This window comes from Sphingomonas sp. CFBP 8760 (assembly GCF_014841615.1).
Taxonomy (GTDB): Bacteria; Pseudomonadota; Alphaproteobacteria; order Sphingomonadales; family Sphingomonadaceae; genus Sphingomonas.
The window spans coordinates 1-16,136 of sequence record NZ_JACYUG010000025.1 but is presented as its reverse complement, the minus strand read 5'-3'; the positions used below and the strand labels follow the sequence as shown (position 1 = coordinate 16,136).

The window sequence follows — 16,136 nt, the reverse complement described above, 5'->3', positions numbered from 1 at the left end:
CTCGCTATCCGCCAACAGCCGGGTCCCCGTCAGACGATGATATGCGGCACGAACCGGGCAAGATCGCGGGTGATGGCGACGTCGTCCTCGCGGATCGACATGGCGACCGCTTCGTCCCCGACGATCCACGATCCCACCACGGGACGGAACCCGTCATGGTCGGGCAGCGGCGCCAGTGCCTGGACGATATAGCCTTCCTCGCCATAACCGCCCGCCGGGCCGTGCTGGACCTCGCCGCCATCGACCAGTTCGATGTCCCAGCCCTCCCGCGAAAAGAACGGCTTCATAGCATAGCGCGGCCCGATAGCCGCCACCGCGGCCGGATCGTCGGCAAAGGCGGCGGGCAGCAGATTGGGGTGGCCGCGATGCCGCTCCCACAGCAGCGGCAGCATCGCCTTGTTCGACAGGATCGCCTTCCACGCCGGCTCCAGGAACAGCGCGCGGGCCGTGGTCAGGTGCGCGGCATAGGGCTCACGCAGCATGTCTTCCCACGGATACAGCTTGAAGATCGCGGCGATGATCGTGCCGGCCTCGTCGACGAAACGGCCATCGCCATCGACGCCGATGCGGTTCACCGCTACGAATTCCGGATCGAGCCCCGCCTGCCGCGCCACGTCCTCCAGATAACGGACCGTCTGCCGGTCTTCCGGATGGTCGGCATCGCTGGCGAAATGGAGCAGGCTGCCCGGCGTCAGGATCGCCCCCATCCGCGCGACCAGCGCCTCGTGCAGGCGATTATACTGATCGGCCTCGGCGGGCAGCGCGCCGGCCGCGATCATGTCCTCCAGCCATTGCCACTGGAACAGCGCGGTCTCGAAGATGCTGGTCGGCGTGTCCGCATTGTATTCCAGCATCTTCGCCGGCCCGGTGCCGTCATAGCTGAAATCGAACCGGCCGTAGAGCGAGGGCGCCCGCGCCGCCCAGCTGCGCGCGATCACGTCACGATGGTCGTCCGGAATGGCGAGGCGATGCATCAGCGCCTCGCTCCCCGCCGCCTCCGCCACCAGATCGAGGCACATGGCATGGAGCTCGCCGCTCGGCCCCTCGATCCGTTCCTCCACCTCGTCGAGCGTGAAGCGGTAATAGGCGCGCTCGTCCCAGTACCGCTCACCGCCGAGATGGTGGAAGGTGAAGCCCATCCGCTCGGCGGTCGCCTGCCAGTCGGGCCGCTCGGCGGCGGTGATGCGCTCCATCGCCTATTCGCGCGGCAGCGCGCGGATGCCGGTGTCGTTGGGCAGCCGCTTGGTATCGGCGCCGTCCGTCGATCCTCCCTGCGGGCCGGCCAGCCGCGCGAGGATGTCGTCGGCGCTGCTCGATCCCTCCAGCAACCCGGCATTGCGCAGCTTGGCATCGAGATCGGCGCCGGTGCGCATGTCTTCCAGTTCGGCGGAGGCGCGGAACTTCTCGTCGCGGATCGCCTGCTGTTCCTTGATCCGCTTCAGGCTGTCCGCCGCCGATCCCATCGACGACAGGGTGCCGCCATAGCTGGCCGCGACGCTGGCCTGTGCCTTCTGCACGCTTTCGTTGGCGCGGACGACCTCCACCTCGCGCGACAGCGCCTGGATCTTGCCGTCGGACTGCTTGATGATGCCGCGGATGCGATCCTCGGCGGTACGCATGTCGGCGATTTGCGGCGTCTTGGTCGCCTCCTCCGCCTCGATCGAGGCGAGCCGTTCGGCGACCTCGCGGGCCAGGTCCATGTCGCCGCGCTGCATCGCCGCGCGCGCAGAGCTTTCGTACTTGCCGCGCTGCGCGACCAGCCCTTCCAGTTCCTTCTCGATCAGCCGGCGGCGCGCGGTCAGCGTCGCGAGATCGTCGCGCGCCTTGCCCTGCGCGGCATGGGCATCGCGAATCTGCTGGTCGAGGATGACGAGCGCCCGCTTGTCGACGGCCGCCTGCCCCGCTTCGTGCGCGGTGCCACGGATCAGGGTGACGAGCTGTTTCCACATGGTACGATATCCTTCAGGCGGCGAACGCGGTACGCAGATCGTCCGCGGCGGAGATGGCGTTGTCGGCCAGCACCCGCAACTCCAGCACGATCATCTCGATCGGCGAGGCGGCGGCAAGTTCGCCGACCAGTTCGTAATAGTCGCGGCCATCCACCTCGGTGATCGCGAAGTTGGACAGCGGCACCACCTTCTGCGCCTTCAGGATAAAGCGGTTGAAGGCATCGGCATCCGCCTGCTCATCCACCGGCCACAACAGCGTCGAGGCGACGATCTGATCGCCCGCCGCGCTGAGGAACACCGCCAGATCGCCATGCTCGCGCATCGTGACGTGCAGCACCGGTTCGTCGCCCTCCAGCGGCTGGACCGCGAATTCGCCGTCATAGCCGCGCAGCGCCTCCGCCAGTGCGTCGATCGTCCAAGGCTCCGCCAAATCCCGTCCCTTTCCGTGGCTGTCGCTTGACACTCCAAGCACGACACCGCAGCACTTGCAACATGGGGAAGCGGGATGACGATGGCGGAACGTCGGAGCGTGACGGAGCAGCGCCGGACGGGTGGGCTGGCCGTCGTGCTGCGCCGATTGTATCTCGCCGCCAGCGAACTGCATCCCGGCATCCTGTTTGCGCTGCTGCTGGCGCATATGGCGACCAGTCATGTCGCGCTGCGGCTGGCCGGCGAGGCCGATCTGCGTTCCCCGATCGCGTTCATCTACTGGTATGCGACGACCGCCTCGACGGTGGGCTATGGCGATCTGTCGCCCAAGGGGGATGCCGGCCGGTTGCTCGCCGCCTTCTGGGTGATGCCGGGGGCGATCGCGCTGTTCACCACCGCGATCGCGCGCACCTTCGCCGGGCTGTCCCAACGCTGGCGTCGCCGCCGGCTCGGGCTGGGCGACTATAGGGCGATGCGGGGGCATGTCGTCCTGATCGGCCACGAACCGGCGCGCACCGTGCGGATGGTCGCCGAACTGGCCGCCGACGGGCGGCGCGACATCGTGCTGGTCGCGACCGAGGAACTGCCCGGCGACGATCCCGCCTTTCGCTATGTCCGCGCCGGTAGCCTGACCGCGCCCGCCGACCTGCACCGCGCCGGTGTCGCCACCGCCGCGCGCATCGTCGTCTACGCCACCACCGATGCCGAGACACTGGCCGCGACGCTGGCGGTGACCGCCCTGAACGACGATGCCCATATCGTCTGCTTCCTGCGCGACGCGGACACCGCCCGGCTGCTGCATGCGCATTGCCCGGCGGTGGAAGTGGTGCTGACCCCGACCGTGGAACTGGTGGTCAAGGCATTGAGCGACCCCGGATCGAGCCATCTGCTCGCCCAGCTGGCCAGCCACACCGATACCGGGGCGACGCTATATGCCTGTCGGGCGGATAGCGGGGGCGGCTATGACGAGGTCGCCGGACGGTTGCGCGAACGCGGCGCGGTGCTGGTCGCCAGTTGTCCGGCCGGCGCGAATACGCCGCGGTTCGACCTCGATCGACGGATCGTCGATGGCGATCGCCTGTTCTATGTCGCCAAGGAGCGGCTATCGTCATGATCTGGAAATCACTCTTCGGCCTCGACCAGCGTCCCGCCACGACCCGGCTGGCCGAGGTGCGCAACATCACCATCGGCCGCACAGTCCGGCTGGACGCGCTGGCGTGGCGGATGCTGGAGAATACCGGCTTCCGTCTGGAACGCGACACGCTGGAGATCACCGCGCAGGGCGTCATCAAGCTGGACGACGGCAGCCATGTCCACCGCTTCTACACCGACGACGAACTGATGCTGCAGGCGGTCAGCCAGCAGGCGGACGGTTCGGATGCGGACGATTTCACCCTGTTCCGCCCCTGGTCGAGCACCTACCCCGCCGGCCGCGCCGACAAGGAGGCGTTCCTTCAACGGATGGCAAAGGCGCATTGGAACGAGGACGGCCTGCCCCCGTTCCGCCGGTTCTGGTATGACGAGGACGACCGCGACCAGCCGCCGGTGCAGTTGTGGGAAGCGGTCTATTACGAACGCGACGCCGACCCGGTCCGCCACATCCGCCAGACCTGCATGCTCTATTCCCGCGACCTGCAACCGGCCGGCATGGAACTGCTGCTCGCACTGGCGATGGAGCCGGAGGGCGGCGATTACACGCACGAGATTATGGTCGGCCTGCCGCTCGGCCCGGCCGAATTCAGCGCCTGAGGGGGAAACATGGACTATCTGACGCACGGCTTTCTGGAGGGCGCGGGACATTTCGTCGTCGCCTTCGGCCTGGCCTGCCTGCTGCTGGCGGTGTTCAAGCGGCTGTACCAGATGTCGACGCCCTATGACGAGGCGAGCCTGATCGCGGCGGGCAATCTCGCTGCGGCCGTCGCGCTGGGGGGCGCGATCATCGGCTTCGCGCTGCCGCTCGCCTCGGCGCTCAGCGTGACGGCCGACCCGATCGAGTTCGCCTTGTGGGGGGTGCTTGCGGGGGCGGTGCAGATTCTCGCCTCGCTGATCGTGCGGCGTTTCGTCGTGCGCGACATGGCTGCCCGGATCGAGGCGGGGAACGTCGCCAGCGGCATCTATCTGGCGGCGACCTCGATCGGCGTCGGGTTGCTCAACGCCGCCAGCATGACCTATTGAGGGACGCGTGATGGATACTCCCTCCCGCCCGCCGGCCCGCCGGCGTATGCGCTCCGCCGCCGCCGGTCTGACCGCGATCGGATCGGTCGCGATGCTCACCGGGTGCGACCCCAGCCCCGAGGAAATGTCCCGGAAACAATTCGGTCCACCGACCGAGGTGGCGGCGTTCCAGTCCATCCGCGAATGCGTCGCCGCCGGCGACTATACGCAGGCGCAGTGCGAGGACGCACAGCGCACCGCCGCCAACGACGACAACCGCACCGCCCCCCGCTTCGCCGACAAGGGCGTGTGCGAAGAACAGTTCGGCAGCGGATCGTGCCAGCCGCGCAATGACGGCGGCCAAAGCTTCTTCGCCCCCCTGCTGACGGGCTTCCTGATCGGACAGATCGCGAACGGCGGCGGCTATCGCTACGGCGGGCTGTACCGCGATCGCCGCGACGACCGTTATTATACGGGGTCGGGGGCATGGTTGTACAATGGCGGCTATGGCGGGCGGGGCTATCGCTATCAGGTCGGTTCGCAGGCGATCAACGCCCCGGTCACGACCTCCCGTATCCAGACGCGCAGTTCGGTGGTGTCGCGGGGCGGTTTTGGCGGCCGGTCCAGTTCGCGCGGCGGCTGGGGCGGATAGGATCGTACCGGAAGGTCGCCGCGCAAGTAATTGATACGCGGCGGATCGGGCCGGCGTTGACGCTGGCGATGAAGAACCTAGGGTTCGCGCATCGTCACGCCGGAGGGTGCCATTCATGAACCGTCGCCATTTTCTTGCCGGGGGCACCGCCGCCGGCGTGGTCACCCTGTCGCCGCTGACCCGGCTGGCCGCCCAAACGCCTGCCGCCACGACCGGGCCGGGCGACGCGCGCCTGACCGCGACATTCGATGCCATCCTGGCCGAGACGATCAAGGAAGCCCCGGAATTCGCGACCGCACTCGGGTTCGACAAGGGGGCGAACGCCTCGCTCAAATACAAGCTGGGGGATGATTCCGCCGCCGCCCGGGCACGGTCGCTGGCACGGGCGAAGCGCAACGCGGCGCAGTTGCGCGCGATCCCCGCCGCCACCCTGTCGCCCGCCGCGAAGGTCGACCGCGATGTCGTGCTCTATTCGATCGACCAGCAGATGGTCGGCCCCGAACGCTTCGACATCGATACGCCGATCCGCCCGTACCGGATCACCCAGCAGGGCGGCGCCTATTTCTCGCTGCCCGATTTCCTGAATTCGTCGCACACCATCGCGACGGCGGACGACGCCGAAGCCTATTTGGCTCGGTTGGGGGCGATGGCCGGCGCGCTCGATACGGATAGCCGCGAACAAGAGGCGGAGGCGGCACGCGGCCTGCTCGCCCCCGGTTTCTCGCTCGATCTGGCGCTGGGCCAGATGGTCGCCTTGCGCAGCCCTGCCCCGGCCGACAGCAGTCTGGTCGGATCGCTGGTCCGTCGCGCCGCCGCCGCGAAGCTGACCGGCGATTACGGTCCCCGTGCCACGGCCATCGTGCACGACAAGGTCTATCCCGCACTCGATCGCCAGATCGCGCTGATCCGCCGCCTGCGTCCCTCCGCTCGCGACGTCGCCGGAGTCTGGGCGGTGCCGCAGGGCGATGCGATCTATGCCGCCGCGCTGGCCGGTGCGACGACGACCACCCTCTCCCCCGCCGACGTGCATCGGATGGGGCTGGAACAGGTCGCGGACCTGACCGCCCAACTGGATGCGATCCTGAGGGGCCAGGGGATGACGACCGGCAGCGTCGGCGCGCGGCTGACCGCCCTCAACGCCAGCGCCGCACAGCTTTATCCGGACACCGCCGCCGGTAGGGCCGATCTGATCGCGAGCCTCAACAGCGGCGTCCGCGCGATGCAGGCAAAGCTCCCACAGGCTTTCATCGATCCCGCCGACGCGCCGCTCGAAATCCGGGCGGTGCCGGTCGAGATACAGGACGGCGCCTCCAACGGTTACTATTCGCGTGCGACGCTCGACGGATCGCGGCCGGCGATCTACTGGATCAACCTGAAAAGCGTCGGCGACTGGCCGAAGTACACGCTGCCCAGCCTGACCTATCATGAAGGCGTGCCGGGCCATCACCTCCAGATCTCCACCGCGCAGGCCGCCGATACGCATGTGCTGCGCAAGATCAGCTTCTTCGGTGCCTATCTGGAAGGCTGGGCGCTCTATGCCGAGCAACTGGCGGACGAACTCGGCGGCTATGCGGGGCCGATCGAGCGTGCCGGTTATCTGCAATCCTTCCTGTTCCGCGCCGCGCGGCTGGTGGTCGACACCGGCATCCATACGCAGCGATGGAGCCGGGAGAAGGCGACCGATTACATGGTCGAGACCGTCGGCTTCGCGCGCGGCCGTTCGCTGCGGGAGATCGAGCGGTACTGCACGATGCCGGGCCAGGCGTGCAGCTATAAGATCGGCCATGCCAGCTGGCTCCGCGCACGCGCCAATGCGCAGCGTATCGCCGGTGACAAATTCGATCTGCGCCAGTTCCACGAGGTGTTGCGGAGCGGCGCGGTGCCGCTGGTGATGCTGGAGGCGATGGTCGAGGAACGGGCACGGGCGATGGCCGCCCGCGCCTGATCCTCGCCGTGTCGGTTGTAGGGTTGAGCGGAGGGATCATCGATTGCTCCCCGTCGATGATCTGCTAACGCCCTATTATAAGACAAATAGGATGTGGTGATGCAGGTAGGGCGGCGGGAATTCGTGGCGGGGGCGGGTACGCTCGCGGTACTGGGCGGCGGCCAGGTCGCGGTGGCGGCGGACGTATCGCCTGCCACGTCCCCCCGCCTGCGCGAGCGGCTGGCGACGTGGCGGTTCCACCTTGGCCACGCCGCCGATCAGGCTCGGGATTTCGACTTCGGCCGCAACCAGCGCACCTTCGCCAAGGCCGGCGCGGCGACCGCCGAGGCGGCGATGGCCGGCTTCGACGACAGCGGCTGGCGCATGGTGCGCGTGCCGCACGACTGGGCGGTCGAACTGCCCTTCGCCCCGCCCGCTGCCCCCGCGCCCAAGGACAGCGAGGACGCGGCCGCCGCGCACGGCTTCAAGGCGATCGGGCGGGCATTCCCGGCGAACAGCGTCGGCTGGTACCGGACCGCGATCGCCGTCTCGCCGCAGGATCGCGATCGCAGCATCTGGCTGGAATTCGACGGCGTGTTCCGCGACTGCATCGTGTTCGTGAACGGCTATGTCGTCGCCACCAACGAGAGCGGTTATGCGCCGTTCGCCGCATCGATCGGGGATTTCCTGAACTATGACGGCAAGCCCAATGTCGTGGCGGTGCGGGTCGACGCCTCGCTCGGCGAAGGCTGGTTCTACGAGGGCGCGGGCCTGTACCGCCATGTCGATCTGGTCCGCGCCGCGCCGGTGCACGTCCCGCAATGGGGCAGCGTCGTGCGCAGCGAGGTCACCGGTGACGGCGCCGCCGTTCATATAAAGCTGGAGGTGCGCAACGACGGCCCCGCCACGGTCGATGCCGTCGTTCGCCAGTCGATCGTCGCCCCCGACGGGCGCACGCGCACTCCCCTGCCCGACACCGGCCTGCGGATCGATCCCGGCGCGACCGTCACCGCCGACGCGAGCGCGGCATTGCGCGCGCCCGCGCTGTGGTCGACCGAAACGCCGCATCTGCACCGACTGGTCAGCGAGATCGTGGTGAACGGCGCGGTCGTCGACCGGTACGAGACGCCGTTCGGCATCCGCGCGATCCGGTTCGATGCGGCGCGCGGCTTCCTGCTCAACGGCCGGCCGACCAAGCTGCTGGGCACCTGCAACCATCAGGATCATGCGGGCGTCGGCACCGGCATTCCCGATGCGCTGCATGCGTGGCGGATCGATCAGGTGCAGGCGATGGGCTCCAACGCGTGGCGTAACGCGCACAATCCGCCCGCGACCGCGCTGCTCGATCTGGCCGATGAAAAGGGCCTGTTGATGATCGTCGAGGCGCGGCGCAACAGCAGCGATCCCGTGGCGATGGACGAACTCGACCGCATCGTGCGGCGTGACCGCAACCATCCGTGCATCATCGCCTGGTCGCTGGGCAACGAGGAGCCGCATCAGGGCACGGATCGCGGCGCGCGGATCACCACCGCGATGCAGGCGGCGGTACGCCAGCTGGACCCGACCCGCCCGACCACCTTCGCGCTGGACAACAGCTGGGACAAGGGCGTGGGCAAGGTCGTCGACGTGGTCGGCTTCAACTATCGCACCGACCAGATCGAGGCGTTCCACACCGCGCACCCCGACGTGCCCGTCTATGGATCGGAAACCGGCAGCACCGTGTCGACGCGCGGCGCCTATGCCAACGATCCCGCCGCGCATATCGTGCGCGCCTACGACACCGAACATCCGTGGTGGGCATCGACCGCGGAGGCATGGTGGACGATCGCGGCGACCCGGCCCCATATCGCCGGCGGCTTTATCTGGACCGGCTTCGACTATCGGGGCGAGCCGACGCCCTATGCCCAGTTCCCCAGCATTTCGAGCTACTTCGGCGTGCTCGACACCTGCGGCTTCCCCAAGGACAATTTCCATTATTACCGCGCATGGTGGCGGCCGACGGAGCCGATGGTCCACCTGCTGCCGCACTGGACATGGCCGGGGCGCGACGGACAGCCGATCGAGGTGTGGGTCCATGGCAATTGCGCCGAGGTGGAACTGCTGCTGAACGGTCGTTCGATCGGCCGCAAGCCGATGCCGCGCAACGGCCATCTCGCCTGGATGGTGCCCTATGCGCCCGGCCGGCTGGAGGCGCGCGGCTATGATCGCGGCCGCCGGGTGGCGCGCGACATCCGCGACACCGCCGGCCCCGCCGCGCGGGTCGAACTGGTCGCGGATCGCCGCCTGCTGGCGGCGACGGGCGACGATGTCGCGGTCGTGCGCGCGACGATCCTCGATGCACGGGGACGGCCGGTGCCCGATGCGGATCATCTGGTCCGGTTCGCGGTCATCGGTGATGCCGCGGTAATCGGGGTCGGCAACGGCAATCCGACCAGTCTGGAACCCGATCACGCCAGCGAACGCCGCGTCTTTCACGGGCTGGCGCAGGCGATCGTGCGCGCGGGGACGAAAGGTGGACCGATCGCGATCCGGGCAACGGCTGACGGTTTGGGGGAAGGCCGTATTTCGTTGCTTGCCAAACCGGCCTGAATCCCCTCTTAGGCCCGCAATCGATTTATCATATTTAATGGGGCGGCCGGCGCAGATCGGTCGTCAGGGGAGATTTCAAATGCATCGCAAGGCGTTCCTACTGGTCGCCGCCAGCATGGCGGCGATCATCGATGCCGCGTCGGCACAGGCGCAGACGCAGACCGCGCCGCAGACCGGGACACCGCAGAGCAGCCTGGGGGGCACGACCAGCGCATCGCCGACCGCCGGGTCCGCCAGCACACCCGACCAGACGCCCAGCGATCAGGCGCCGGTCGATCCGGCAGGGGTCAATCAGGCAGGGGTTGATCCGGCAGGGGTTGATCCGGCAGGAGTCGATCAGGGCGCCGGCGACGACATCGTCGTCACCGGCTTCCGCCAGTCGCTGCGCACCGCGATCAACCAGAAGCGCAATGCCGACCGGGTGCAGGAAGTGCTGTCGGCCGAAGACCTCGGCAAGCTGCCAGAGGCGAGCATCGCCGAATCGCTGGCCCGCCTGCCCGGCCTCGCCACCAACCGCGACCGTGGCAACGGCACGCAGATCTCGATCCGCGGCCTCGGCCCCGATCTGGTCAACACGCTGCTCAACGGTCGCGAGGTCGTCTCCGCCGAAGCCAACCGCAACATCCGGTATGAACAGTTTCCGGCCGAGATGCTGAGTGGCGCATCGGTCTTCAAATCGCCGACCGCGACGCAGGTCGAGGGCGCGATCGCCGGGCAGGTCGACCTGCGCTCGGTGCGCCCGCTCGATCTGCAGAAGGGCCGCATCGCGATCAACCTGCGCGGATCGTACAACGACGTGGCCGACGACATCGCCGATGCCAAGCCGTTCGGCTATATCGGCAGCATCTCCTATGTCGGGCAGTTCGCCGACGACACGCTGGGCATCGCACTCGGCTATTCCGGGCGGCGTCAGGCCAATGCGACGGTGCGCACCAACATCTTCCGCCCGACCAACAGCTTTGCCGACCTGAACGGCGACGGACAGGGCAACGACAACATCCCCTTCGGGTTCGAGGCGCTGGTACGCGGCGGTGACGACATTCGCCACGGCGGGGTCGCGGCGGTGCAATGGAAACCGGCGGGCGGCAATATCGAGGTCAATGGCGACTTCTTCTACAGCCACGTCAAATTCGACGAGACGCAACGGGGGGTACGGGCCGAGGGGCTGCCGTTCGGCAACAGCTTCGCCAACCCGACGCTGGTCGAGGGGTTCGTCACCGGCATCACCGCGACCAACAACAACGAGCCGTTCGGTCTCGACGTGCGCAACGTGAACGAGATGTTCCGGTTCACCGACGATCTCTATGCCGGTGGCCTGAACGCCAAGTGGAGCAACGACGGCTGGACCATCACCACCGATGCCGGTTACTCGACCACGCACCGCGACCAGCGGTTCGTGACGCTGCGCACCGAATATTCGGCGACCGCCAACGGCATTCCGTTTCAGGAGCGGGCGGGCATCAATGCGTCGTTCCTGACCAATCCGGGCGGCGTGCCGACCTATGCGTTCAACCGCGACCTGACCGACCCGTCGGTCAACCGCATCTCCGAATTCCAGATTCCGACCAATGGCGGCGGCGCGCCGCTCATCAACGACGAACTGTTCTCGTTGAAGAGCGACGTGACGCGTGAGGTCGGCGGGTTCATCGCCAACGTCTCGGCCGGCGCCCGCTTCACCGATCGCCGCAAGGACCTGACGCAGCGGACGCAGTTCGGTTTCATCGATGCCGCCGCCCGCGTCGCGGTGCCCGCCGACCTGATCGTCGGCACGGTCCGTTTCCCCGGCGCCTATGCCGATCTGCCCCCCACGCTGGCGATCGACATTCCGGGCGCATTGCAGCGGTTCTTCGGCACGATCGACCCGCAGGAATCGTTCTTCGACCAGTCGTCCAGCTGGGTGGTCAAGGAAAAGACCTGGGCCGGTTACGTGCAGGCGGATATCGACAGCATGGTCGGCGACATGCCGCTGACCGGAAACATCGGCGTCCGCGTGGTGCGGACCAGCGAACGGTCGAGCAGCACGGCGATCGACGGTCAGGGCGCCGTCGCCACCGCGACGCCGTTCAGCGTGAAGAACAGCTTCACCGACTGGCTGCCCAACCTCAACCTCACGCTGAAGCTGAACCCGGAGATGCAGGTTCGCGTCGGCGCCAGCAAGGCGCTCGCCCGCGCGCCGCTCGACAGCCTCAATGCCGGCTTTGGTGTGTTCACCAGCGGCGGCACCCCGTCGGCGACCGGCGGCAATCCCAATCTGGAGCCGTTCCGCGCCAAGCAGTTCGACCTGACCTGGGAATGGTATTTCGACCGGGACAGCGCGCTGACGGTATCGGGTTTCTACAAGGACCTCGACACCTACATCTTCAACTCGGTCACGCCCTATGTCGTCACCGATGCCGGCGGCAACCAGATCACCGGCACCTTCACGCAGCCGCGCAACGGCCAGGGCGGCAAGGTGAAGGGGGTCGAGGTGCTGTTCCAGAAGGCGCTGACCTTCCTGCCCGCACCGCTCGACGGGTTCGGCGTCTATCTCAACTACTCCTATACCGACAGCAAGATCACGGTGGCGGAGGCGGACAATGCGATCGGGTCGCTCGGCCTGCCCGGCCTGTCGAAGCATGTCGGCAATGCGACGCTCTACTACAGCAAGAGCGGGTTCGAGGCGCGCGTCGCCTATCGCTATCGCAGCGCCTATGTCACCGAACTGGGCGATACCGACCGGCTGCTCTACACCCGGCCAGAAGGCGTGCTGGATTTCCAGACCTCGTACAAATTCGGCGACACCTCGCGTCTTCGCGGCGTGGAACTGCTGCTGCAGGCGAACAATCTGACCGATGAGCCGTTCGAAACCTATTACGGGGACAAGCGCCTGCAGGGCCGGTACGAAAAGTTCGGCCGCCGCTTCATGGCCGGCGTCGGGTTCGGTTTCTGATGCCGGGCCTGTTCGCCACCCTCGCCCTGCTGCTGGCCGGTGCCGTGCCCGCCACGGCCTTGCCGTCGAAGCCGGCGGGCGGTCTCTATCTCGGGGCCGACCTGTCCTACGTCAACGAAATGGAGGATTGCGGCGCGGTCTATCGATCGGCGGGCAAGCCGGTCGATCCGTTCGCGCTGCTCGCGGGCAAGGGCGGCAACATCGTCCGCGTCCGCCTGTGGAACGACGCGACGTGGACCAAATACAGCGACCTGGCCGATGTGACGAAGACCATCCGTCGCGCGCGGGCGGCAGGAATGCAGGTGCTGCTCGACTTCCATTATTCCGACGACTGGGCCGATGGCGACAAGCAGATCGCGCCGGCCGCCTGGGCGAAGCTCGACACGCCGGGGCAGGCCAGGGCGCTCTACGAATACACCCGCGACGTGCTCGGCAAGCTTGATGCGCAGGGCCTGATGCCGGAGATGGTGCAGGTCGGCAACGAGACCAACCCGGAACTGATGGCCGGCCCGAAAAAGGCGATCGACTGGACGCGCAACGCGACGCTGCTGAATGCCGGGATCAAGGCGGTGCGCGACGCGGGCCGGACCGCCCGGATCAATCCGCGCATCATGCTCCACATCGCCCAGCCCGAGAATGTCGAGCCTTGGTTCGACGCCGCGACCGCGGCGGGGGTGATCGATTACGACGTGATCGGCATCAGCTATTACAAGAAATGGTCGACCCGCTCGATGGCGGAGATGGGGCAGACGATCGCACGGGCGCAGGATCGGTACAGGGCGGACGTGATCGTCGTCGAAACCGCCTATCCGTTCACCATCGACAATGCCGATACCTCGCCCAATCTGCTGGGGGCCGATACGCTGGTCGCCGGCTATCCGGCGACGCCAAAGGGGCAGCGCGATTACCTGATCGACCTGACCCGCACGGTGGCGGCGTCGGGGGGCATCGGCGTAGTCTATTGGGAGCCGAACTGGATCTCCACCCGCTGCGGCACCCGGTGGGGCAAGGGATCGAACTGGGAGAATGCCGCCTGGTTCGACTACAAGCGGCACGAGGCGTTGCCTGCCTTCGATTTCCTGCGACACGATTATCGCGGGAAACGCTGATCGACCGTCACGAAGTCGGATGACAGGACCGATCCGGGATGACATCGCAGGGGGATGGTCACACGATCCATCATGACCCATGCCCGGCCCCGCAGCGCCGCCGACGGCGGTGATGCCGGGCACAACCTGACCCGCACCATGCTCGATACGCTGGGCAAGGCGATCGTGACCGGCCGCTATGAAGACCGGCCTTTCCCGACCGAGGCGGAAATCGCCAAGGCGCACGGTGTCAGCCGGTCCGTCACGCGGGAGGCGGTGAAGATGCTGACCGCCAAGGGCATCGTCAGCGCCCGGCCGCGGCAGGGCACGACCGTACGCCCGGTCGCGCACTGGAACCTGTTCGATGTCGATGTCCTGCGGTGGATGCTGGACCGCAAGTTCTCGATCGACCTGCTCATCCATTTCAATCAGTTGCGGCTGGGGATCGAGCCGGAGGCGGCCGCGCTCGCCGCCCGCCTGCACGACGCGGCGCAGATGCAGGCGATCGATGCCGGCCTGCAACGGATGAAGGACGCCGAGGCGGGCGACGACGATCCCCTCGACGCTGACATCGCCTTCCACGTGGCCATCCTGCACGCGGCGCATAACCCGTTCTATGCGCAATTCGAGGAAGTCGTCGCCACCGCGCTGCGCACGTCGATCCGCTTCACGAACACGGCCAAGGGTCGCAGCGCCAACATCCCCGAACATGCCGCTGTCGCCCGCGCGATCGAACGCCGCGATGGCGACGGAGCCAGAACCGCAATGCGCCGGATCGTCGGGGACGTACTCGACCTGATCGACGTGGCTGGCCGACGCCCGCCCCCATCCGTCAGGGATGCAGCCATTTGATCCACTGGCCGTAGGGGTGGCAGGTGGCGAGGTGGTGGGTGGTGCCGTCCGGCCAGCAGGTGAGCATCAGGCGGACCTCGCGGCGGCATTCGGTCCACTCGAACCCGATCCAGGCGAGCGGCCGGCTCGGATCGGCACGGGTGCCGGCGCGGTGGATGGCGGCGACGATCGCGGCGCGCTGCCCGGCACCCAGATATTGCAGCACCATCGAATGGAAGACGACCCGGCACAGCCCGGCGGGTTGCGGCATCGCCAGTTGTCGCGGTAGCCAGCGGGTGAGGTCGCCCCGGTCGATCGCCGGCGGATGCGCCTGCGCCAGCGCGATCGCCTGGGTCAGCCGTCCGGCGCGGTGTGGATCGTCGGTCCAGGCGAAGGCGGACAGCCGCGCGCACGCGGCGGCATCGGTGACGTCGAGCGGCCGCAGGTCGACGCCGCGCGCGCCCGCGATCCGTACCGCGCCGGCGGGTGGCGGCGGCCCCTGCCAGACAGGGGCGACGAGGACGGGCGAGGCTTCCGGTCCCATCCGGCGACCGCCCAGATCGTAGCGGTAGCGGGCCAGGTTCAGGTTCAATCCCGCGCTCGAGCCCAGCTCGATCAGCGTGAAGGGCAGGTCGAACGTCGCGGCCACGACCGTCAGCGCCGCCATGATCGCCCCGGCGCGCACGACCTCGTTGGTCTGGGGCGGATCGCGCATCCAGCCAACGATGAAATCGTCGTGTCCGGCGATCACCGCACCCACCGCCGCATCGACATCGTCATGCTCGTGGCGGAGCAGCGCGGCGAGCGCGGTCCCTTCATCGGCGCGGGCCAGCGCATGCAGCGCGCCGTTGAAGCGCATCGCCAGNGCATCGAGCAGCGCGGCGACGAACGGCTGGCCCAGCGCGCGCAGCACCTCCGCCTGCCGCGCCAGTACCGCCCCCTCCCCGTCCGGGGACTGGCTGCCCGGCGCCGCTCCGTCCGGTGCCGCCTCGATCGCCGACAGGAAGATGTCTAGAACTCCTGCCAGTCGCCATCCGCGCGGACCAGCGCGGTGACGGCGGCGGCGGGCAGGTTGCGGACCGGGCCGGCGAAGCGCGCCGGCGCCATCTGCCGGGCTACCGGCCGGGCCGGGCCACGCCGGGCGGTGACGAAGCGCGCCGCCTGATCGGCGAGACTGCCGACCTCGGTGGACAGGTTGCGCGCGGCGGCCGAGGTTTGCTCGACCATCGCGGCGTTCTGCTGGGTCGACTGGTCCATCATCCCGATCGCCGCCGATATCTGCGTGATCGCCGCCGACTGCGCCTGATTGTCCGCCGCCATCGTCGCCAGCAGTTCGTGCACCTGCGCCACGTCGCCCGAGATGTTGGCGAGCGCGCCGTCGACCTTGGTGACGGCCTCGACCGCGGTGACGATATCGGTCTGCGTCACCGTCAACTGGTCGCGGGCCCGCTTGGCTTCCTCCTCGGCACGCATCGCCAGCGCCGACACCAGATCGGCCACCACCGCGAAGCCACGACCCGCGTCGCCCGCCCGGCCGGCTTCGACCGCGGCGTTCATCGCCAGCACCCGCGTCTGGAACGCGATCTTGTCG

The 16,136-nt window shown here is 68.0% G+C and carries 15 protein-coding genes; 9 read left to right on the top strand and 6 right to left on the bottom strand.

The annotated features are described in order from the left end of the window. Positions 1-29 precede the first annotated feature (29 nt). From IFT82_RS18615 to IFT82_RS18605, 3 genes are read right to left on the bottom strand one after another with little or no spacing between them, the layout of a single operon-like run. On the bottom strand, positions 30-1,193 hold the full coding sequence (locus IFT82_RS18615) for a glutathionylspermidine synthase family protein (protein WP_192129631.1): 1,164 nt from the start codon (positions 1,191-1,193) through the stop codon (positions 30-32). A 3-nt stretch (positions 1,194-1,196) separates the two neighbouring features. Further along, entirely contained in the window at positions 1,197-1,949 is a 753-nt protein-coding gene (locus IFT82_RS18610; RefSeq protein ID WP_192129630.1) for a PspA/IM30 family protein, read from the bottom strand. Between the two features lie 13 nt (positions 1,950-1,962). Further along, positions 1,963-2,379, bottom strand: coding sequence for a YjfI family protein (locus IFT82_RS18605; RefSeq protein ID WP_244646973.1), 417 nt, complete (start codon positions 2,377-2,379; stop codon positions 1,963-1,965). A gap of 81 nt (positions 2,380-2,460) precedes the next feature. On the opposite strand from IFT82_RS18605, the gene IFT82_RS18600 reads away from it, so the two are divergent. The 9 genes from IFT82_RS18600 (at position 2,461) to IFT82_RS18560 (ending at position 14,566) form a co-directional block, all read left to right on the top strand. Beyond that, on the top strand, positions 2,461-3,492 hold the full coding sequence (locus tag IFT82_RS18600; RefSeq protein ID WP_244646971.1) for a potassium channel family protein: 1,032 nt from the start codon (positions 2,461-2,463) through the stop codon (positions 3,490-3,492). Beyond that, positions 3,489-4,127, top strand: a complete 639-nt coding sequence (locus tag IFT82_RS18595) for a DUF2491 family protein (RefSeq protein ID WP_192129627.1) — start codon at positions 3,489-3,491, stop codon at positions 4,125-4,127. The genes IFT82_RS18600 and IFT82_RS18595 overlap by 4 nt, the downstream gene beginning before the upstream one ends. A 9-nt stretch (positions 4,128-4,136) precedes the next feature. Beyond that, positions 4,137-4,553 carry a DUF350 domain-containing protein gene (locus IFT82_RS18590; RefSeq protein ID WP_192129626.1) on the top strand — a complete coding sequence of 139 codons (417 nt, stop codon included), beginning with the start codon at positions 4,137-4,139 and terminating at the stop codon, positions 4,551-4,553. A 10-nt stretch (positions 4,554-4,563) separates the two neighbouring features. Continuing rightward, positions 4,564-5,184, top strand: coding sequence for a DUF1190 domain-containing protein (locus IFT82_RS18585; protein ID WP_192129625.1), 621 nt, complete (start codon positions 4,564-4,566; stop codon positions 5,182-5,184). 115 nt (positions 5,185-5,299) lie between these two features. After that, positions 5,300-7,129: a DUF885 domain-containing protein gene (locus tag IFT82_RS18580; RefSeq protein ID WP_192129624.1), complete on the top strand. Its 1,830-nt coding sequence runs from the start codon at positions 5,300-5,302 to the stop codon at positions 7,127-7,129. A 99-nt stretch (positions 7,130-7,228) separates the two neighbouring features. Further along, positions 7,229-9,697 carry a beta-galactosidase GalA gene (gene galA / locus IFT82_RS18575; protein ID WP_192129623.1) on the top strand — a complete coding sequence of 823 codons (2,469 nt, stop codon included), beginning with the start codon at positions 7,229-7,231 and terminating at the stop codon, positions 9,695-9,697. Between the two features lie 79 nt (positions 9,698-9,776). Next, positions 9,777-12,626, top strand: coding sequence for a TonB-dependent receptor (locus IFT82_RS18570; RefSeq protein WP_244646970.1), 2,850 nt, complete (start codon positions 9,777-9,779; stop codon positions 12,624-12,626). Then, positions 12,626-13,735, top strand: coding sequence for a glycoside hydrolase family 53 protein (locus IFT82_RS18565; protein WP_192129622.1), 1,110 nt, complete (start codon positions 12,626-12,628; stop codon positions 13,733-13,735). Before IFT82_RS18570 ends, IFT82_RS18565 begins: the two co-directional genes overlap by 1 nt. Positions 13,736-13,807: 72 nt before the next feature. Continuing rightward, a complete protein-coding gene (locus IFT82_RS18560) occupies positions 13,808-14,566 on the top strand; it encodes a FadR/GntR family transcriptional regulator (RefSeq protein WP_192129621.1) in 759 nt (252 codons plus the stop codon). Here IFT82_RS18560 and IFT82_RS18555 read toward each other — a convergent pair. From IFT82_RS18555 to IFT82_RS18550, 3 genes are all read right to left on the bottom strand, one after another. After that, a complete protein-coding gene (locus IFT82_RS18555; protein ID WP_244646968.1) occupies positions 14,547-15,410 on the bottom strand; it encodes a DUF2332 domain-containing protein in 864 nt (287 codons plus the stop codon). The genes IFT82_RS18560 and IFT82_RS18555 overlap by 20 nt on opposite strands. 1 nt (position 15,411) lies before the next feature. After that, the coding region (locus tag IFT82_RS21550) for a hypothetical protein (RefSeq protein ID WP_446740989.1) at positions 15,412-15,458 on the bottom strand (47 nt) is incomplete at its 3' end. A gap of 98 nt (positions 15,459-15,556) precedes the next feature. Continuing rightward, a partial coding sequence (locus tag IFT82_RS18550) for a methyl-accepting chemotaxis protein (RefSeq protein ID WP_244646966.1) occupies positions 15,557-16,136 on the bottom strand: 580 nt, incomplete at its 5' end.